General features: G+C 70.2%; 13 protein-coding genes, 2 tRNA genes and 2 pseudogenes. 4 read left to right on the top strand and 13 right to left on the bottom strand.

Annotated elements, in window-relative coordinates; all coding sequences use genetic code 11:
- Complete coding sequence (locus ACH34R_RS38530) at positions 1–252, bottom strand: hypothetical protein (protein ID WP_397566535.1); 252 nt, start codon at positions 250–252, stop codon at positions 1–3.
- A gap of 89 nt (positions 253–341) precedes the next feature.
- On the opposite strand from ACH34R_RS38530, the gene ACH34R_RS38525 reads away from it, so the two are divergent.
- Entirely contained in the window at positions 342–521 is a 180-nt protein-coding gene (locus tag ACH34R_RS38525) for a tyrosine-type recombinase/integrase (protein WP_397566651.1), read from the top strand.
- Between the two features lie 67 nt (positions 522–588).
- Here ACH34R_RS38525 and ACH34R_RS38520 read toward each other — a convergent pair.
- The 7 genes from ACH34R_RS38520 to topA form a co-directional block, all read right to left on the bottom strand.
- A tRNA-Thr gene (locus tag ACH34R_RS38520) sits at positions 589–662 on the bottom strand.
- 63 nt (positions 663–725) lie between these two features.
- Positions 726–2,279: an alpha/beta hydrolase gene (locus ACH34R_RS38515; protein WP_397566534.1), complete on the bottom strand. Its 1,554-nt coding sequence runs from the start codon at positions 2,277–2,279 to the stop codon at positions 726–728.
- Positions 2,272–3,111: a stage 0 sporulation family protein gene (locus ACH34R_RS38510; RefSeq protein ID WP_397566533.1), complete on the bottom strand. Its 840-nt coding sequence runs from the start codon at positions 3,109–3,111 to the stop codon at positions 2,272–2,274. Before ACH34R_RS38510 ends, ACH34R_RS38515 begins: the two co-directional genes overlap by 8 nt.
- 114 nt (positions 3,112–3,225) lie before the next feature.
- Positions 3,226–4,398, bottom strand: a complete 1,173-nt coding sequence (locus ACH34R_RS38505; protein WP_397566532.1) for a DNA polymerase III subunit delta' — start codon at positions 4,396–4,398, stop codon at positions 3,226–3,228.
- A gap of 11 nt (positions 4,399–4,409) precedes the next feature.
- On the bottom strand, positions 4,410–6,512 hold the full coding sequence (tmk, locus tag ACH34R_RS38500; RefSeq protein WP_397566531.1) for a dTMP kinase: 2,103 nt from the start codon (positions 6,510–6,512) through the stop codon (positions 4,410–4,412).
- A 221-nt stretch (positions 6,513–6,733) separates the two neighbouring features.
- Complete coding sequence (locus tag ACH34R_RS38495; protein ID WP_397566530.1) at positions 6,734–8,014, bottom strand: metallophosphoesterase; 1,281 nt, start codon at positions 8,012–8,014, stop codon at positions 6,734–6,736.
- Between the two features lie 406 nt (positions 8,015–8,420).
- Positions 8,421–11,078: a type I DNA topoisomerase gene (topA, locus tag ACH34R_RS38490; RefSeq protein ID WP_397566529.1), complete on the bottom strand. Its 2,658-nt coding sequence runs from the start codon at positions 11,076–11,078 to the stop codon at positions 8,421–8,423.
- Positions 11,079–11,249: 171 nt separating this feature from the next.
- On the opposite strand from topA, the gene ACH34R_RS38485 reads away from it, so the two are divergent.
- A complete protein-coding gene (locus ACH34R_RS38485) occupies positions 11,250–11,441 on the top strand; it encodes a DUF5703 family protein (protein WP_397566528.1) in 192 nt (63 codons plus the stop codon).
- A 1,173-nt stretch (positions 11,442–12,614) separates the two neighbouring features.
- On the opposite strand, the gene ACH34R_RS38480 is transcribed toward ACH34R_RS38485, so the two are convergent.
- From ACH34R_RS38480 to ACH34R_RS38470, 3 genes are all read right to left on the bottom strand, one after another.
- On the bottom strand, positions 12,615–14,912 hold the full coding sequence (locus tag ACH34R_RS38480; protein WP_397566527.1) for a chaplin family protein: 2,298 nt from the start codon (positions 14,910–14,912) through the stop codon (positions 12,615–12,617).
- Between the two features lie 312 nt (positions 14,913–15,224).
- Positions 15,225–15,686 carry a hypothetical protein gene (locus ACH34R_RS38475; protein ID WP_397566526.1) on the bottom strand — a complete coding sequence of 154 codons (462 nt, stop codon included), beginning with the start codon at positions 15,684–15,686 and terminating at the stop codon, positions 15,225–15,227.
- Positions 15,687–15,971: 285 nt separating this feature from the next.
- On the bottom strand, positions 15,972–17,279 hold the full coding sequence (locus ACH34R_RS38470) for a M20/M25/M40 family metallo-hydrolase (protein WP_397566525.1): 1,308 nt from the start codon (positions 17,277–17,279) through the stop codon (positions 15,972–15,974).
- Between the two features lie 167 nt (positions 17,280–17,446).
- On the opposite strand from ACH34R_RS38470, the gene ACH34R_RS38465 reads away from it, so the two are divergent.
- Positions 17,447–17,532 (top strand) — tRNA-Leu (locus ACH34R_RS38465).
- On the opposite strand, the gene ACH34R_RS38460 is transcribed toward ACH34R_RS38465, so the two are convergent.
- Both ACH34R_RS38460 and ACH34R_RS38455 read right to left on the bottom strand, forming a co-directional pair.
- Positions 17,514–18,143, bottom strand: a complete 630-nt coding sequence (locus ACH34R_RS38460) for a zinc ribbon domain-containing protein (RefSeq protein WP_397566650.1) — start codon at positions 18,141–18,143, stop codon at positions 17,514–17,516. The genes ACH34R_RS38465 and ACH34R_RS38460 overlap by 19 nt on opposite strands.
- Before the next feature lie 138 nt (positions 18,144–18,281).
- A pseudogene (locus tag ACH34R_RS38455) lies at positions 18,282–18,599 on the bottom strand (transposase family protein); the annotation flags it as partial.
- A gap of 377 nt (positions 18,600–18,976) precedes the next feature.
- Between ACH34R_RS38455 and ACH34R_RS38450 the strand changes: the two are divergent.
- Positions 18,977–19,745, top strand: a pseudogene (locus ACH34R_RS38450) (transposase family protein).
- The last annotated feature ends 31 nt before the right edge of the window (positions 19,746–19,776 follow it).

The raw sequence follows: 19,776 nt of genomic DNA, 5'->3' as shown, positions 1-19,776 counted from the left end.
TCAGCCGGTGGTGGCCTGGTTGATCAGCGTGGAGTCCAGCGTGGTCGCGTACCGGCGGAACAGGTCATCCAGCACGACCGGCTCGATCCCGGTCCCGCGCTCGATCGACTGACGCGAGAGCGTCTGCTGACCGGCGTTGGTCTGCACGTCGATGGTGAGCAGCGTGTCGTCCATGTTCTGCTCGGACACCGCGGTGTTCTGCGACGCCTGCAACGCGGTGCTGGAGGAGGTGGTGATCCGCGACAGGTTCACCGCTTGAGGTGCGCCATGAGTACCTGAGCCGGCAGCTCGCGTCATGAACTGATCATCAGGAAGCTGTCCGGAGAACGCGGGGCACCTCACTGCACGCCCAGCGGCACACGGCGGCCACGCTGGCGCTGGAGTCGGGGATCGCGCTGTCCGTGGTCCAGGAGATGCTCGGGCACTCCGACATCCGGGTCACCCGCGGCTACAGTCACGTTGCGTCGCCCCTGGCGCAGGACGCCGCGCAGCGGATGGGCAAGACGCTTTGGGGGAAGTGAGGCGGAAATTGAGACGGAAGATCAAAAGGGCATCCCCGATGATCTAGGGATGCCCTGGTGGAGTGAGAGCCGCCTAAGGGAATCGAACCCTTGACCTACGCATTACGAGTGCGTCGCTCTGGCCGACTGAGCTAAGGCGGCATGCCACATGCGCGAGCGCGTGGCATGGAAGAGTCTACAGGCATCGGGGCGGTTCGTGTGCCTTCAGGAGGGGCAGTGGGTGCCCTTGGGTGGGGGGCGGGTGGTGAGGAGGTAGGCGTCGACGGCGTTGTTGATGCAGTTGGAGCCGGTGAGGTAGGCGGTGTGGCCGTCGCCGTTGTAGCCGAGCAGGACGCCTGAGGAGAGTTGGGCGGCCAGGGCCTTGGACCAGCGGAAGGGGGTGGCCGGGTCGCGTTCGGTGCCGATGACGAGGATGGGTGGGGCGCCTCTGGCGTCGAGGGGGGCGGGGATCGGGGTGGCGGAGGCGGGCCAGAAGGCGCAGGGCAGGGAACCCCACATGACCGCCTCGCCGAAGCGTGGGGCGCGGTCGGCGGCCTGGTCGGCGGCCTTGCGGTAGGCGGCGACGGAGGAGGGGAACTCGCCGTCCACGCAGTTGATCGCCATGTTGGCCTCGGTCTGGTTGGAGTACGTGCCGTCCTGGCGGCGGTCGATCAGGATGTCGGCCAGTTGCAGCAGTTCGGTGCCGTCGCCCTTGAAGGCCGACGTCAGCGCCTGCCGGAGGGTGGCCCAGGAGCGTTTGTCGTAGAGCGGGGTGATGACGCCCAGGGAGGTCCATGCCTCGGTGACCTGCCGGCCGTCGCTGGTGGCGTTGGTCAGCGGTGTCCGGTCGGTACGGCGGAGCAGGTCCTCGACCTGGGCGAGTGCCGTCTCGACGCGGTGGTCCTGGAACGGGCAGTTCGCCTGCTTGAAGCAGTCCTCGATGAACGCCCGCATCGCGACCTCGAAGCCCGCCGCCTGGGTGAGGTTCGTCTCGATCGGGGTGAGCGAGGGATCGACCGCGCCGTCCAGTACGAGGGCGCGTACCCGTTTGGGGAACAGGTCGGCGTACACCGCGCCGAGGTACGTGCCGTAGGACTTGCCCAGGTAGGTCAGCCCCGGCTCGCCGAGCGCGGCGCGCAGGATGTCGATGTCGCGGGCGGCGTTGACCGTGCCGATGTGCGGCAGGAGCCTGCCGGAGCCGGCCTGGCACCCGGCCCCGAACCGCCGGGCGCCCTGCTCCAGCGCGCCGGTCTCGGCGCCCGAGTCGGGGGTGTTGTCGAGCGAGAGGTAGGCGTCGAGGCGTTCGGTGGAAAGGCACCGAATCGGGGTGGATTCGCCGACGCCGCGCGGGTCGAAGCCGATCACGTCGAACCGGTCGCGTACCTGCGGGGTCAGCACCGACGTGGCGGCCCGTGCGTAGTTGAGCCCGGATGCTCCAGGTCCGCCGGGGTTGAGGAGGATCGCACCGATCCGCTGCCGTTGGTCCTCGGTACGCAGCCGGTTCACGCTGATCTGGATGCGTTCGCCGCCCGGCTTGCCGTAGTCGAGCGGTACCTGGAGCTTGGCGCACTCGAAGCCGTCGCCGCACTCTGACCAGTCCAGCCGCTGGCCGTAGTAGGGCTGCAGGGCGGGAGTCGGCGCGCGCTCGCCAGGAGGGGCCGCGGCGCGCCCGTCAGACGCGCCAGGCGAGGGCTCAGCGCCCTTCTGGCCGGAGCAGGCGGCCACCGCGCCCAGGAGTAGGGCCAGCGCCAGTACACGCCACCGGCGTGTCCTAGGCATCGCCGCCGCCGGCGCTGTACAGGGCGTCGTGCTGCTTGCGCGGCGAGCAGACCGACGCGGACGGGCACGCGCAGCGCCGTCCGCCGTCGTCGAGGCGGACCACGACCGAGTCGGACGGCACATTGCGCCCGATCACCGTGCCCGCCCCCTCCGGCGTGTCCACCTTGAGCCCGAGCCGCGGCATCTTCTCGTGCGCCTTGACGTACAGCGGGTGCTCGTACTTCAGGCAGCACATCAGCCGCCCGCACGCCCCGGCGATCCGCAGGGGATTGACCGGAAGGTCCTGATCCTTGGCCATCCGCACCGAAACCGGCTCGAAGTCCTTCAGGAAGGTCGCGCAGCACAGATCGCGCCCGCACGGCCCGATGCCGCCCTGTAGCCGGGCCTCGTCGCGCGGGCCGATCTGCCGGAGTTCGACGCGGGCGCGCAGGTTGCGGGCCAGGTCGCGGACCAGCGCGCGGAAGTCGACCCGGTGCGGGGCGGAGAAGTAGACGGTGAAGACATTGTCACCGTCGAGATAGTCGATGCCGACCACCTTCATGGGCAGGTCGTGGCGTCTGATCAACCGCTTGGCCACGCTGCGCCCTTCGGCGCGGCGCTTGCGGTTGGCCTCGTCGCGGCCGAGGTGCTCCTCCTGCGCGAGCCCGGCGCACACCGGCAGGCCGTCGATCTCCTCGCTCACCCACTGCGGCGCCCAGACGCACTCGGCGACCTCCGGCCCAGAGTCGGTCGGTACCAACACCTTGTCGCCGACCTTGGGCGTGTGCCCGCCGGGATCAAGGTAGTAGAGCCGCCCGTAACGGGTGAAGCTGACCGCCATGATCATGCCCATGGAGTCGTGCTCGCCTCCTCATGCGTAGGCTTGCCGCCATGCCAGCCTACGCGGCCCACCCTACGCGCCGGTCTCATCCGAGCCTATGGGCGCATCTATGGACGCATCCATGGTCTATGGACGCAGGGCGAGCGTCATGGCCTCGACCGCGATCTGCGGGTTGACGTTGGCGGCCAGCCGTTCCCGGCAGCGCATGATCGCGTCGATCCGGCGCAGCGAGCGCTCCGCCGTCGTGGTACGGGCCAGGTCGTCGATGTCGGCGCGGCGGTCTTCGTTCGCGAGCACCACCCCGGCCCCGAGCTGCACGGCCAGCACGTCACGGTAGAACGCCACCAGCTCCAGCAGCGCCACGTCCAAAGTGTCGCGCTTGATCCGGGTCGCCCGGGACTTCTGCCGGTCCTCCAGCTCCTTCAGCGCCCCCGCGCCGCCGCGCACCAGCCCCTTGTTGAGCCCCTTGCCGGACGAGCCCTCGCCGTACGCCTTCCGCAGCTCCGTGGTCTCCGTCTCGTTCAGCTCGGCCGTCGCCGCCGCGGCCTCCTCTTCGGCGGTCTTGACCAGCCGCTCGGCCGCCGAGATGCACTCGCCGACGCCGGACAGCGACACCGGGATCGACAGCACCGCCTCGCGGCGCCGCCTGGTCTCCTCGTCGAGCGCCAGCCTGCGGGCCCGCTCGATGTCGCCCTGGGCGGCCCGCGCGGCGAACTCGGCCAGCGCGGGCGGCACCGAGTCGCGGGTGGCCAGCACATTGGCCACCGCCGCGGCCGACGGGGTGACCAGCGTGATCAGCCGGCACCGGGAGCGGATGGTGGTCACCATGTCGTCGGGCGCGGGCGAGCAGAGCAGCCACACCGTACGCGGCGGCGGCTCCTCGATGGCCTTGAGCAGCGCGTTGGCCGCCGCCTCCGTGGTGCGGTCGGCGTCTTCGAACAGCACGACCCGCCACCGGCCGAGCGTCGGGGCCCCAGCGGCGCGCAGGATCAGCTCGCGGGTCTGCTTGACGCTGTAGGACAGGCCCTGGGGGCGGACGGACTCCAGGTCGGGGTGTGAGCCGATGGCCACCTGGTGGCACAGGTCGCAGTGGCCGCAGCCGCGGTCGGGGCAGAGCAGCGCGGCGGCGAACGCCCTGGCCGCGGTGGACCTGCCGGAGCCGGGCGGGCCGGTGAACAACCAGGCGTGCGTCATCCCCGCGCCGCGCCCGCCCGCGACGGCTTCGGCCGCGGCGGAGGCCGCCTGCACGAGCACGGCGGCGGCCCGCTCCTGGCCCACGAGATCGTCGAAGACGCTCACAGCATCAAAGGTTAGTCGCGGATCGCGGGCATCGTGCCCGTTGAGTCTTCGGAGTCGTGTGGAACGGGGTCGGGCAGGATCTCCCGGACCCGGTCCTGGATCAGCCGGTTGACCTCCGCCTGCGTCAGCGTGCCGTCGATCACGACGTACCGGTCGGGCTCGGCCGCCGCCAGCGCCCGGAACTCCCGCCGCACCCGCTCATGGAACTCCAGCGGCTCGGACTCGATCCGGTCGGCCGGCGAGGCGAACCTGGTCAGCCCGACCGACGGCGGCACGTCGATCAGCACGGTGAGGTCGGGGACCAGGCCGCCGGTGGCCCAGCCGTTCAGCCTGACCACCTCGGCCCGGTCGAGCGAACGGCCGGCGCCCTGGTAGGCCAGCGAGGAGTCGACGTATCGGTCGGTCACCACCACCGCGCCACGGGTCAGCGCGGGCATGATGACCTTCTCCACGTGCTCGGCGCGGTCCGCGGCGTACAGCAGCGCCTCCGAGCGCGGGGAAAGGCCCTGGTGGGCGGCGTCCAGTAGGATCGCGCGCAGCCGCATGCCGACCTTGGTGGACCCCGGCTCGCGGGTCTGCACCACGTCGAACCCCTGGTCGCGCAGCCAGATCGCGAGCAGCCTGGACTGGGTGGTCTTGCCGGAGCCCTCGCCGCCCTCGAACGCGATGAAGATGCCGCGCGGACGCTCGGGCTCGTCCGGCGCGTACCGATGCCCGCGCAGCGCGGCCAGCAGGTCGGTCGCGATGGGGACGCCCTTGCGGTCGTCCATCTGGCGCAGCGCCACGACGCCGACGACCGTGGCCAGCACCGCCCCGATCAGCAGCACCAGGTTGGAGCCGTCGAAGGAGTAGTCGACGTTGGGGCCGAGCTTGATGTCACGCTCGCCGTACAGTCCGGCCAGGGTGGGCGCGACGGCCACCACGAGCAGCAGCACCACGCGGGCCAGCGACTGCAGGAACGCGAACGTGCGCCCGCGCAACTGGTCTTCGACCTCAAGGCCGATGAGCGTGTAGCCGATGATCCACGCGATGCCCGCGCACGCGCCGAGCAGCACGGTCAGCAGCACCACGAGCACCAGGTTGTGGATCAGTGCGGTGGCCGCGAGCACCGCCCCCGCCGCCACGATGGCCAGCCCGAACAGCCGCCGCCTGGACAGCTCGCGCATCAGCCGGGGTCCGAAGAACATGCCGCAGGCCATGCCGACGAACACCGCGCCGAACACGGTGCCGTAGGCCGCGTCGCCGCCGCCGAGGCCCTTCACCACGTAGACCCTGGCCACGCCGATCACCGCGCCGCCCGCCGCGAACGCGCCGGCCATGCCGATGACCAGGCCGCGCACGATGGGGCTGGCCCCGACGAACCGCCAGCCCTCGCCGATCTGGCGGAGCACGGACGGCGTGGAAATGCCGGTGTGGTTCTTCGGGAAGTCGGGGAGCGTGAAGATCAGGAACGCCGAGACCAGGTAGACGGCGGCGTTGATGAACAGCGCCAGGCGGGCCGGGTCGTCGGCGAGGATCGGTACGACGCCGCGCAGCAGGTCGGCGGGCAGGGCCAGCAGCGCGAAGAGCGCGGCGGCCACCGGGGCGGTGCCGTACGTGACCAGCAGGTTGAGCTGGTTGGCCTCCTCCAGCCGGTCTTTCGGCACCAGGTTGGGCACGGTGGCGTCCTTGGCCGGGACCCAGAACAGGTTCACGCACTCGACCAGCAGCGTGACGATGATCACCCATTGGTAGGTGCCCGGCGAGGGCGTGGACACCAGCATGACCACCGGGATGGACACCACCAGCGCGAACCGCAGCAGGTCGGCGGCCACCATCGCGAGCCGCCGGTCGAACCGGTCGGCCACCGCCCCGGCCAGCGGGCCCAGCAGGATCGCGGGCAGCATCTTGGCGACGAACACGCCGCCGATGGCCAGGCTCTGCGTCTGGTAGCCCGACCCCTGGGTGAGATTGCCGGCCAGGGCGGTCAGCGCGATGATGTTCAGCCAGTCGCCCAGGCTGCACACCGACATGGCCATCCAAAGACGGCGGAACCGGGCATTGGCCAGCACATGCGGGGGCTTGCGTCGCGACACTGCGCGGGCGGGGCCGGGGCCAGGGCCAGGGGTGGTCATAGTGTTCAGCGTATCCAGGTGCTCGCTCGGCAGGGGATGTAGTTGAGCCGCCCGGAATGACCCGTCCGCTCGACGCCTGAGAGTAGTACCCGGGAGGTCCCCGGCGCAGGTATCAGACGGTGATTAGGTCCCCCTGCCGAAATATCTGGGCTTGTCGAGGCTTCCCGGTGCTTGTCGAGGCTTCCCGGGGCTTATTTGGGCTTGTCAGGGCTTGTCAGGGCTTATCGGGGTGCGTGGACGCTCAGTATGGTGATCTCCGGCGGTGCGCCCACGCGTACCGGCGGCCCCCAGTACCCGGCCCCGCGCGTGACGTAGATCGGCGTGCCGTCCACCGTGGCCAGCCCCCTGACCACCGGCTGCTGTAGCGGCACGACCAGGTTGAACGGCACCATCTGGCCGCCGTGCGTGTGCCCGGACAGTTGCAGGTCGATGCCGTGCCGGGCGGCCTCGGCGATCTGGCGGGGCTGGTGCGCGAGCAGTACGGCGGGGCGCGCGGCGTCCCGGCCGGCGAGCGCGGCGGCGAAGTCGGGGCCCTGGCCCTGCGCCGCGCCGCCGAGGTCGTTGACCCCGGCCAGGTCGAGTACGGCGCCGCCGTGCGCGATCTCCACGCGCTCGTTCTGCAGCGGGCGTACGCCGAGGTCGCGCACCTCCTCGATCCACTCGGCGGCGCCGTTCGGCGTGTAGTACTCGTGGTTGCCGGTCACGAAATATGCCCCGTAGCGGGATTCGAGGGAGCGGAGCGGGCGGGCCTGCGAGCCGAGTTCGGCGACCGTGCCGTCCACCATGTCGCCGACGATCGCGACGACGTCGGCCTCCAGCTCGTTGATCATCCGTACGATGCGCTCGGTGTGCGCCCGGCCGGTCAGCGGGCCGATGTGGATGTCGCTCACCACGGCGAAGCGCAGGCCGTCCATCCGGGGGTCGAGTTTGGGCAGGGTGACCGCGACGCGCTCGATCACGGGGTCGCCGAGCGCCGAGCGCATCCCGTAACCGACGGTCGCCAGCGCCCCGACGCCGGCCACCGTGGCCGCGGTACGGCCCAGGAAGAGCCGCCGGTCCATCCCGTCCGCCCTGGTGGGGGGCTCGGGCGGCGCTACCGGGGCCGCCGACGCCGCCGGTGCTGTGGATGCTGTGGATGCTGTGGATGCTGTGGGTGCGCCCACGGTCGCCGGTACGGCGGGCGTCGGGGCGGCGGCCACGGTCTGGGATCCGCGCCGCAGTACCAGCCCGGCCACGGCCCGGGGGATCTCCAGCAGCACCAGGTACACGGCCAGGTAGAACATGATCGCGATCCACATGTAGCCCGGCCAGGCCAGCCACGATCCGGCGATCAGGCGCTGGAGGCCCATCGAGAGCGGGACGAGCACGCCCAGCACGATCAGGCACCAGGTCAGCACCCGGCGCATGCGCCCACCTGGGCGGGTGGTCCCGCGAACCAGCCGCCACCACAGGTAGGAGTGGACCACGGCCGCCACGACCGCGCCCGTCACGACGAACCCCACGGCCACTCCACATCTGTTGTCGGCCGGCACCGGCGGGCCGGCGGGGGGATCTGTGCTGCCGGTATGTGAACTGCCCTGCATGCTATGAGCACGATTGATCATGTGCGCGGGTCCGCCTGAGAGATTTCTCAGACGGGCCCGCCGGCGCCCATTCGCAGGTAGCCCAAGGATCGGCGGCGTCGTTTACGCGCGGCGAAGCGCCCGCCGTACACAAGGCGACAACCCACCGGCCGTACGGCGAACCCTGCCCCGGCCGCGGCCGGGGCAGAGGCCGTCATGGGCCGCGGCCGGGCGCTTCACGCGGTACGGGCCGGGCGCTCCACGGGCCAGGGCCGGGCGCTTCACGCGGTACGGCCGGGCGCCTCGCCGGCCGCGGCCGGATGCTCGATGGGCCGCGGCCGGATGGTCAGGTCTTGCTCGCGCCCGCCTTGGCGCGGGGGCGCTTCGGGGCCGGGCCGCGGGCACGGCGCTCGGCGAGCAGTTCGGCGGCGCGCTCGATGGTGATGCTCTCCACCGCGTCGCCCTTGCGCAGCGAGGCGTTGGTCTCACCATCGGTCACGTACGGCCCGAACCGCCCTTCTTTCACCACCACCGGCTTCTTGGAGCTGGGGTCATCGCCCAGCTCACGCAGCGGCGGCGCGGCGGCGGCCCGCCCCCTCCCCCGCTGCTTGGGCTGCGCGAGCAGTTCCTTGGCCTGCTCCAGCGTCACCGTGAACAGGTCTTCCTCGGCCGCCAGTGACCGCGAGTCGGTGCCCTTCTTCACATAAGGCCCGTACCGCCCGTTCTGCGCGGTGACCTCCTGGCCGTCGATCTCACCCAGCACGCGCGGCAGCGACAGCAGCTTGAGCGCGTCGTCCAGCGTGACCGTGTTCAGGCTCATCGACTTGAACAGCGAGCCGGTACGCGGCTTGACCACGTCCTTCTTCCTGGACTTCTTCGCGCCCTCCGCCGGCTCCTCCGGCTCGGGGATCACCTCGGTGACGTACGGCCCGAACCGCCCCGACTTCGCGACGATCAGCCGCCCGGTCTCCGGGTCCGTGCCCAGTTCGCGGTCACCGCTCGGCTGCGCGAACAGCTCCTCGGCCTTCTCCGCGGTCAGCTCGTCGGGCGCGAGGTCCTCCGGCACGTTGACCCGAGCGCCCTCCCTGTCCAGGTACGGCCCGTATCGCCCGACCCTGATGACGATGTCCGTGCCCTTGATCGGGAACGAACTGATCTCCTTCGCGTCGATCTCGCCCAGGTCGGTGACCATCTCCTTCAGGCCCTCGTCGCCGTTCTCGCCGAAGTAGAACCTGCGCAGCTCGGGCACCCGCTCCGCGCGGTCGTTGGCGATGTCGTCGAGGACCTTCTCCATCTCGGCGGTGAAGTCGTAGTCGACCAGGTTGCCGAAGTGCTGCTCCAGCAGGTTGACCACGGCGAACGCCAGGAACGACGGCACCAGCGCGGTGCCCTTCTTGAAGACGTAGCCGCGGTCGAGGATCGTCCCGATGATCGAGGAGTAGGTGGAGGGCCGGCCGATCTCCCGGTCCTCCAGCTCCTTGATCAGCGACGCCTCGGTGTACCTCGCGGGCGGCTTGGTCGCGTGGGCCAGCACGTTCAGCTCGCTCACCGTCAGCCGGTCGCCCTCGGCCAGGTTGGGCAGCCGCTTCTCCGAGTCGTCGCGGTCGGTGGACGGGTCGTCCGCGCCCTCCACATAGGCCCGCAGGAACCCGTAGAAGGTGATCGTCCGCCCGGTCGCGCTGAACTCGACCCGCTCCCCGGTGCTGGACTCGCCGGTGACCTTGACCGACACCGACTCGCCGGTGGCGTCCTTCATCTGCGAGGCGACCGTACGCTGCCAGATCAGCTCGTACAGGCGGAACATGTCACCGTTCAGCCCGGTCTCGCCGGGCGTGCGGAACTCCTCCCCGGCCGGGCGAATCGCCTCGTGCGCCTCCTGGGCGTTCTTCACCTTGCTGGCATAGGAGCGTGGCTTGTCCGGTACGTAAGCCTTGCCGTACAGCTTGATCGCCTGCGACCTGGCCGCGGCCACGGCGGTCTCCGACAGCGTGATGCTGTCGGTACGCATGTAGGTGATGTACCCGTTCTCGTACAGACGCTGCGCTACCTGCATCGTGTACTTGGCCGAGAACCCTAACTTGCGACTGGCCTCCTGCTGGAGCGTCGTGGTCCGGAACGGCGCGTACGGCTTACGGGTGTACGGCTTGCGCTCGACCGACGACACCGCGAACGCCGACTCGCGCAGCCGGCCCGCCAGCTCGCCCGCCGCCCGCTCGTCCAGGTGCAGCACGTCGGTGCTCTTCAGCCTGCCGGTCGACGCGAAGTCGCGGCCCTGCGCGACCCGCCGGCCGTCCACCGAGGACAGGGCCGCGGTGAAGGCACGCGGGTCCTCTTCCTTCTTGCCGGTGTCGAACAGCGCCGAAAGGTCCCAGTAGTGGGCGACGGTGAACGCCATCCGGTCCCGCTCGCGCTCCACCACCAGCCGCGTCGCGACCGACTGCACCCGCCCGGCCGACAGCCGCGGCTTGACCTTACGCCACAGCACCGGGCTGACCTCGTAGCCGTAGAGGCGGTCGAGGATGCGCCGGGTCTCCTGGGCGTCCACCAGCCGCAGGTTGAGGTCGCGCGGGTTGGACACCGCCTCCCGGATCGCCTGCGGGGTGATCTCGTGGAAGACCATCCGGTGCACCGGCACCTTGGGCTTCAGCACCTCGCGCAGGTGCCAGGCGATGGCCTCGCCCTCGCGGTCCTCGTCGGTCGCGAGGTAGAGCTCGTCGGCGTCCTTGAGGAGCTGCTTCAGCTTCGAGACCTGCGACTTCTTGTCAGGGTTGACGACATAGAGCGGCTCGAACTCATGCTCCACGTTGACGCCGAGCCGCGCCCACGTCTCGCCCTTGTACTTCTCCGGGATGTCGTCCGCCTTCTCGGGCAGGTCCCGGATGTGTCCGATGCTCGACTCCACGACGTAGCCGCGCCCCAGGTACCCGGCGATGGTCTTCGCCTTCGCGGGCGACTCGACGATCACCAGGCGGGTCCCGGCGGAGTTGCCGTTGTTCGCTGGCACGCTGCTTCCTACCTCGCTGTTCTCTAGGTTCCCCCCGAAGGTAACCCGTCGCACAGGTTTCCCATCCCCACGGGCTACCGGGCTACCCCCGTTCCCTTCCAGGTCCACCCACCAGGACGCAGAATAAGGGTCAGAGAGCGCCCTCGTCGTCTAGCCCACCCTCGGAGACTAATGGCTGCGCCTGACTACTCCTACTTCCACGTGTTCATCCCGCGCGGCACCACCCGAGAGGCCGCCCGGCAGCTTCTCACCGAACACGCCGAGCACGGAAACTGGGAACTCGACCGTCTGCGGCTGTATCCCGACGGTTCCCGGCGTGTACGGCTACGCCGAAGGATCATACGGGTCATGCGCACGATGTGACCTCTTGGACTTACTTATCCCACCTCCGGGGATAACACACCACTACCTTCAGGCATGCCGACTCCCCCTTCCCAAACCCCTCTCCCCTCTCCAGCCACCCCAACCACGTATCCCCTCCCAAACCCAGCAGCCCCACAGCCCAGGCCGCCTATCCGCGAAACCCGGCCGCGCAGCCTCCCCCTCTAGGCACCCCACCACGCTTCTCCGCAGAGCCGGCGGCCCCGCAGCCTGAAGCTCCGGCCCGCGCAGCCCCGAAATCCGGCCGCGCAGCCACCTTCACCCCCTCCGGGCACTCCACCGTGATCGGCTCTCAGAGCCAGCGGCCCCACAGACCGAAACTCCGGTCCATCCAGCCTTCCCCTCCTGGCTGAAACTACGACCGCGCAGCCTCCCCCTTCGGGCATCCCATCACGCTTCTCCCCATAGCCGGCGGCCCCGCAGCCTGAAATCACGGCCCACGCAGGCTCCCCTGGCCTGACACCTCGGCGACGCCGCCTCCTCCCCCGGCCTGAAACTCCGGCCGGACAGCGACCCTCCTCCGGGCACCCCGCCACGCTTCCCCCTCCCGGAGACTGCGGCTCCCCAGCCCGAAGCTTCAGCCACACAACCTTCACCCGGCCTGAAATTCCCGCGACGCAGCCTCCGCCACCCGGCCTGAGAGTTCCCGGCCCCACGCGGGCTTCGGACTTTCCGCGCCGCGCGGGCCCGCCCCTGCCACTTCGCCCAGGGCCACCTTCCAAACCCTGGCCACCTCTATGACCGCAATCCCCCACGGGGCCGGAGCCTTTCGGGCGACCGCCATCGCCCCTCTTCTTACCGTCTTACCGCCATATGTCCCCACCTGTCCGAGGCCCCGCCCCTGCCCTTGCCCCTGCCCCTGCCGCCGCCCTTGCTCTCAAGTGCCGTCGGCGCGCCAAGGTGCCGCCCTCCCCCGCCCTACGCACTTCCCCGGATACGGCTTTGCCCGTCCCGGGCCACGCCCCCGGAACGGGCAAAGCTTTCTCACCTGCTCCGGCCGTGCCCCAGATCACGGAACGGAGCGACCGGTGCCTTCTCCTCGTCGCCGCCGACTACCCTGCCGTTCGACACGGCACGTGGGCAGACCGCGCACCGCCGTCCAGGCGACCGACAACCACGGTCGACGGTCGACGCCCGGACGACGGCGATCACGATCTACGGCCTCCGGCCGAAGCGGAGGCGGCGGATGCCGGCGAGCAACGTCGCCGACAGGGCGAACATCGCGCCGAGCATCAGCGCTGCGAGGGCACCGGAGTTCATCCCGGTCACGCCGAGCGGCTGCTCGGCGCTCATCAGGCCATTGGCCCCCAGACCCTTGACCGGCAGCCCCTTGACCGGCAGCCCTTCGGCGGTGTCGCGCACCGCGCCCCCGGCCGGGGTGGAGCCCACCAGGTCGGTCGCCGGCTCGGCCACCGACAGCGCGCCGCCCTTCGGACGGCGCCTGTCATCGCCCCGCCCGCCGGGCACCGGCCTGGAGGACATCTTCCTGGTGGCCTTGCCCGCCTTACCGCTCCTAGCGGACTTACCGGCCTTACCGCCCTTGCCGGCGGGCGCCTGCTCGGCCGTACCCTGGCCCGCCGGCGACTTGCCGACCGGGGTCTCCGCCAGCACCGGAAGACCCGGCAACTGCGGCAGCGTGGACAGCGCCGAACCCGCGTCCGGCACCCCCAGCGTGCGCGTGGCCTGGCCGGTCAGGTCGCCCGGTTCGGGCGCGCCCAGCGCCTTGGTGGCGTCGCCGGCCGCCGGAGGCAGCCCAAGGCCCTCCGTCTTGGTCACGTCACCGACCGCCGGAGGCAGGCCAAGGCCCTCCGTCTGGCCGGTCAGCGAGGTGACGTCCCGGACACCGGGCAGCGCGGTCCCGCCCGTCACGTCCGACACGACGGGTGTCTTGGTCAGCGCGGGGGCGGCCGGGAGCGTGGACAGCAGGTCGCCGCCCGCCGTACCGCCGCTCCCGACGCCCTCCGCGTCGACCGGCGCGAGCCCCCGGACGTGCTGACGCCCGTAGTGGTCACCGGGGTGACCACCCGGACCGCCGACCTTGGAGCCGCCCAGGCAGCCCGCGGCGGCGTCGCCCAGCACGGCGACCGCGTTGCCGCAGATGTTGGCGGGCGCGGTGATCGGGGCCACGACCTGGTTGCCGCCCAGCACGCTGCCATCGCCCGAGGTGCTGTTACCGCCCCCGCCGACGCCGCCGCGACCCGGCCAGACGTGCGCGCCGCCCTTGCACTGGGCCGCGGCCTTGCCGAGTACGGCCGCGGCGTTGCCGCACACGTTGATCGGCGCGGTGACCGGGGCCACGGCCTGGTTGCCCGCGAGCACCCCGCCCTGCCCCGACGTACGGTTACCACCCGCACCACGCCCGCCGTTCACGACGGTCGCGCCGCCCTTGCAACCGGCGAACGCCTCACCGAGCAGAGCCACCGCGTTGCCGCAGATGTCGATCGGCGCGGTGACCGGGGCCACGGCCTGGTTGCCCGCGAGCACCCCGCCCTGCCCCGACGTACGGTTACCACCCGCACCACGCCCGCGCTTCACGACGGTCGCGCCGCCCTTGCAGTTCGCCGACGCGTCGCCGCCGACCGCGTTGCCGCAGACCTCGACGGGCAGGTCGATCGGCGCGATGAGCTGGTTGCCGCTGCCGACGCCGAACCGGCCGTCGGTGTCGTTGCCCGCCGAGCCATGTGGCCCGGTACGGTGATGGTGGTGGTTCCGGCTGTGCGGACCGCCGTTGATGACGGTCGCGCCGCCCTTGCAGCTCCCGAAGGCGCCGCCGAGCACCGCCACGGCGTTGCCGCAGATGTCGGTCGGGGCGCTGATCGGCGCGACGACCTGGTTGCCGCCGAGCACACTGCCGCCGCCGGAGGTGCGGTTGCCACCGGCTCCGGCACCCGCGCCGGAGTTCTTCACCGTACTTCCGCCGGTGCAGCCGGCGGTGGCGTTGCCGAAGATCGCCAGCGCGTTGCCGCAGGCGTTCAGCGGGGCGGTGACGGGCGCGACGACCTGGTTGCCGCCGAGCACACTGCCGTCACCGGAGGTGTGATCGCCACCGGCCCCGTGGCCGCGGTTCACCACGGTCGCGCCGCCCTTGCAGTTGGCGTCGGCCTCGCCCAGGACGGCGATGGCGTTGCCACAGGCGTTGATCGGCGCGTTGATCGGGGCGTCGATCTGGTTGCCGCCGAGCACACTGCCATCACCGGAGGTGCGGTTGCCGCCGGTACCGCTGCCGCCGTTCACCACGGTGGCCCCGCCCTGGGAGCCGGCCGAGGACTCGCCGAGCACGCCGACGGCGTTGCCACTGATGTCGATCGGAAGGTTGACCGGGGCGCTGACCTGGTTGCCGCCACCGACGGAACCGTTTCCGCCGGTGTCGGCGGCAGCCGTACCGCTGCCGACGGTCATCACGGCCACTGCGAGTAGTGCAGCAGGAGCCGTGCCCTTGGCCCACGTACGCATAACCAATGCTCCTAGTGGTTCTAGGGGGATTACCTGACATCTCGCGACATGGCGATGAGGCCATGCGGGACCGCTTCGGTACCAGCCCGCACTCGCTCGTCCCCGGCCGACACGAACCGGCGAGGCAAGGAGCGGAACGGGCAGCGCTACAGCGCGGAGAGGCACCTATGGCACGGTGAGAAACCGTGGCGCACCCGCACAGCGGGGGCCTCAACCGTCGCGAGGAGTGAAGAAGAGACGACGTGTCGCCCGGACGCGAAACGGCTCACCCGATGGCGGCGGGCCATCGCCGAACCGTGCGGAACGGGCGAGCTAGTCAGGAGAGAAGGAAGGCTCGTCCGCCGCTGTGCGGACGACCGGGGGGAGCACTCCCGCCATGGGAGCGCGCAACATCGCGAGCTGCGGGTCGAAACCCGACCGCGCGAGGTCCCCCATGCCCGGCACGAACTGGCCGGCCCCACCGCCGCTCTGGGGCACGAATCCGTCCGCGCCAGAGTTGTGGTCGGCGGTGATGGGTGTGGGGAGGGCGGGCTCCGATTGGCTGGTCAGCCCGTCAACGCCACGCCCTGCCATCGCCTCGGCATTGAGATCCGCCATGACGCCGAGCGCATACGAGGTCTCCGTACCGCCCTCGGTCTCGCCGTACACGGAGGTGTCCGCACTGGCGGGCGCGGCGCCGAGCAGGCCGAACAGAACGGCCAGCAGCCACCCCGCGGCCAGCAGGCCAAGCCCGGCCAAGCCCCTCCCGGCCACCCTTGCGATCAGAGTGAACAAGGGCAGGAGGGTGAACGAGGGCATGGCAGACGAGGCGATGGCGAAGGAGGCACCCCCCGGCCGCCCCAACGGGCCGACCGGGGATGCGACACCCTCAACAGAGGAGGCCACGCGCGCACGACCGCTGCGCAACGGCAATGCCATCTCTCCCCGCACGACAGGCGAGCGTGTCACGTGACCTCCCCTCTTGGTCGAGCCGCCCGAAGGCGAGCGACCCAAACCCCCTCAACGGAGAGTTACATTATCACTACGCCATGTCAGCGCAACGGCTTTACGGGAAAACGCTCACGAGTGATCCAGGAAGCGGTCAAGCACCCGCACCCCGAACCTGAGCGAATCCACCGGCACCCGCTCGTCCACCCCATGGAACATCCCAGAGAAGTCCAGGTCCGCGGGCAGCTTCAGCGGCGCGAACCCGAACCCGCGGATCCCCAGCCGGCTGAACGCCTTCAGGTCGGTCCCGCCCGACAGCGTGTACGGCACGGCCCGCGCCCCGGGGTCCTCCGCCTCCAGCGCCTCGGCCATCGCCCGCACCAGCGGCCCGTCGAAGCCGGTTTCCACCGCGATGTCGTGGTACACGAACTCCCTGGTCACGTTGGGCCCGAGCAGTTCGTCAACGGTCGCGAAGAACTCCTCTTCATATCCCGGCAGGAACCGCCCGTCCACGTGCCCGGTGGCGGTCTGCGGGATCACGTTGGCCTTGTAGCCGCTCTCCAGCATCGTGGGGTTGGTGGTGTTGCGCAGCACCGCCCCGATCATCCGGGCCAGCGGGCCGAGCTTGGCGACCGTGGCCTCAGGCCGCTCCGGATCGAACTCGATCTCCAGCGCGGCCGATGTCTCCTCAAGGAACGCGCGTACGGTGGGCGTCAGCCGTACCGGCCACTCGTACCGCCCGAGCCTGGCCATCGCCTCGGCCAGCTCCGTCACCGCGTTCTCCGCGTTGAGCATCGAACCGTGCCCGGCCCGCCCGCGCGCGGTCAGCCGCATCCAGGCGATGCCCTTCTCCGCGGCCTCGATCAGGTAGAGCCGCTTGTCCTGCCCGAGACTGACGCTGAACCCGCCGACCTCGCCGATCGCCTCGGTACAGCCCTCGAACACCTCCGCGTGCTCCTGCGCCAGCCACTGCGCCCCGTACCTCCCGCCGGCCTCCTCATCGGCGGTGAACGCCAGCACCACGTCCCGCGGCGGCCTGCGCCCCTCCCGCAACCGCCGCCGCACGACCGCCAGGATCATCGCGTCCATGTCCTTCATGTCCACGGCCCCACGACCCCAGACACACCCGTCCGCGATCTCCCCGCTCATCGGATGATGCGTCCAGTCGTCCGCATTGAACGGCACGACGTCCAGATGCCCGTGCAGCAACAACGCGTCCCGCCCCGGATCGGTCCCCTCGATCCGCGCCACCACACTGGCCCGCCGCGTGTCACTCTCCAAAATCCGCGACTCCACCCCCACTTCCGAGAGCTTCTCCGCCACGTACTCCGCCGCGACCCTCTCCCCGGGCCCCGCGTTGTCCCCCGCGTTCGTCGAGTCGATCCGAATCAGATCCCGGCACAGCTCGACGACGTCATCCTCACCATCGAATCCCGTCATCCCTGCTCCTCCACCTCCGACACATCCCTGCGCCCCCATCCTGCCCGCCCACCCCCCACCTCCGACACACCCCCCGCCCGCCCACCCCCCATCAGCGGTATGACGCAGCCCCCAGAGTTTGCTAACCTGATTCCGCCGCAGTGGGGACGCCCCCACCAGGCACCCTTGTCCGGGTGGCGGAATAGGCAGACGCGCTAGCTTGAGGTGCTAGTGCCCGGTAACGGGCATGGGGGTTCAAGTCCCCCCTCGGACACACACCGCTTGCACATGTGGGGGTTCCGGTTCAACCCGAGCCTCCACATACTTCTTTTCCGGGTAGTAGATCAGCCTCAACCCCAGCTTGGTGTAGAGCTCGGCCTTGTCGTCCGGATCGGCGTCCGCGATCAGCCGCACGAGACCGCCGACCTCTTCCATCATCGCCCTGATCTCTTCGCTGGTGATCCGCTGCGCGGCGGGGGCCGCTTTGAGTTCGCCTTCCAGCCGGGCGCGTTCGCTCTTCGTCACATTGATCCACGAGGAGATCTCCGCCGGATCTCCTCCGGCGTCGAGCGCGGCCCGATAGCGGCCGAGTTTGCGGTCGCACTCCGCCAGCCGCTTCCGGACGGTGTGCAGCACGGCCTCTTTGGGATCGACAGTCTGCTCGGCCATCACCGCGATCGTGCGCTCCAGCTCGCTCGGCCCGAACGCGGTCCCCAGCCAGCCGTCCACCTCATCCAAGATCTCCGCCTCCCGCAGATACACCACCTTCGGATGGCCGAGATCATTGACCCGCGCATACTGCGCCGGGAAACGGCACCGGTAGTAGGCCTGATCGTTGTTCCAGTTGCCCTGCATCCGCCGCTCGCAATACCCACAGAACAACACCCCACGGAACGCGTACGGGCGGCGGGTCGGATGCGGGCGCTGGCTGTAGCTGCCGTGCGCGCGCTTGGCCAGGATCTCCTGCACCCGCTGGTACTCCTCGACGCTGATGATCGCGTCATGGACGGGCCGGTCGGACCAGATCCACTCGTCCTTCCCGTTCCATCGCTGCTTCGTGGTGGTACCGGCGAGGGCGGTGACGACGCCATGGCGGCGGGCGCTGGTCATGTCGTGTTCGCGGCCGGGGCGCACCCTGGAGACCCACAGCGGCCATCCGTCCGGGGCGGAGATGACCTGGATGTTGCCGCCGTGGTGCTTGTGCTTGCCCTGCCACCACAGGCCGGCGCCGTTGGGGCCGGGGGCGGCGACGCGGTCGGTGGCGATGACGATGCCGTCGAGGTTGAGGTGTGTCAGGCCGGCCTGCCGGTCGGTGGTGAGGGTTTGGTGCAGGCCGGGTGCTGCGGCGGTGGCGTTCGGTGTGCAGTAGGGCGGACAGGAACAGCACGGTCTCCCGGCGTACGTCGAGGATGGCTGAGTATGTGACACTGGTGGGCACGTGAAGCCTCTGATTTATGAAGTTGATCTCTAGTCAAGACCACTTCTATCAGGGGCTTTACGCTTGTTGATCACCGGGATGCGGCCTGCCGTCCGCGACCGCGTGCTACGCAGGGCGATGGGTGCTTACAGAGAACAGCTCACTGAACCTTTTTCATCCTCGAAGTGAGGCATGCCGATCACAGGTCGATCGCGGGTGCGGCGTTGACCTGATGGCATAGAGAAGCCCCTGGTAGACGGGTTGATCACCACAATCACGTCCGCCGAACCAGGGGCCTTGGATGCTGCTCTATCGTGCCGCCGTCGATGTCCTCCCAGACCCTCAACTACGTGGCCGGGATCATCCGGCGGCACCGCAAGGCGATCCGCTCGCCCTGGCGGCGGCTCAATCCCGGCAGACAAGCCCTCCTCGTCCTGGTCTACCTGCGCAAAGGCGAGACCTTCCACACGGACGGCGCGGGATTCGGCGTGTCGGCGACAACCGCGTGGCGGCATGTGGAGGAAACGGTGAGGCTGCTGGCGGCCCGCTCGCCCAAGCTCGGCCGGGCACTGAGCAAGGCCCGCAGCGACGGGCTGCACTACCTGGTCCTGGACGGCACGCTGATCCGCACCGACCGGATCAAGGCCGACCGGCCCTACTACTCCGGCAAGCACCGGGTGCACGGCATGAACGTGCAGGTGATCGCCTCACCGGATGGGACGATCCTGTGGACCTCCGGCGCCCTGCCGGGCAGCACGCACGACCTTTCCGCCGCCCGGATCCGGGGCATCCTGCGCGCGCTCGAACAGGCGGGCATCGCCGTCCTGGCGGACAAGGGCTACCAAGGCGCAGGCGGCGTGGTGGTCACACCGTACCAGGGCAAGGACAAACCGGAGTCGCAGAAGCAGGCCAACCGGGCACATGCCCGGCTACGCGGTCCGGGAGAACGCGCCAACGCCCAGCTCAAAAGCTGAGCCATCCTCCGCAAGCTCCGATGCAGCCCCAGCAAGGCCGGCCACCTGTGCAAGGCCATCGCAGTACTCCAAAACTACGAAGCTGCCCAAGGATGAAAAAGGTTCACTGTCTCCCCTACTTCTGTCT

The organism is Spongiactinospora sp. 9N601 (assembly GCF_044326295.1).
In the GTDB taxonomy this organism is placed as follows: domain Bacteria; phylum Actinomycetota; class Actinomycetes; order Streptosporangiales; family Streptosporangiaceae; genus Spongiactinospora; species Spongiactinospora gelatinilytica.
Note: the sequence above shows the minus strand (reverse complement) of the source record. Positions and strands in the feature narration are given on the sequence as shown.

What these genes read in the sequence shown, in the direction of transcription:
- tmk (WP_397566531.1), bottom strand. Translation starts at nt 6,512, where the DNA reads ATGACCACCCCTGGCCCTGGCCCCGGCCCCGCCCGCGCAGTGTCGCGA.
- ACH34R_RS38485 (WP_397566528.1), top strand. Translation starts at nt 11,250, where the DNA reads ATGGCTGCGCCTGACTACTCCTACTTCCACGTGTTCATCCCGCGCGGC.
- ACH34R_RS38470 (WP_397566525.1), bottom strand. Translation starts at nt 17,279, where the DNA reads ATGACGGGATTCGATGGTGAGGATGACGTCGTCGAGCTGTGCCGGGAT.
- ACH34R_RS38510 (WP_397566533.1), bottom strand. Translation starts at nt 3,111, where the DNA reads ATGGGCATGATCATGGCGGTCAGCTTCACCCGTTACGGGCGGCTCTAC.
- ACH34R_RS38515 (WP_397566534.1), bottom strand. Translation starts at nt 2,279, where the DNA reads ATGCCTAGGACACGCCGGTGGCGTGTACTGGCGCTGGCCCTACTCCTG.
- ACH34R_RS38480 (WP_397566527.1), bottom strand. Translation starts at nt 14,912, where the DNA reads ATGCGTACGTGGGCCAAGGGCACGGCTCCTGCTGCACTACTCGCAGTG.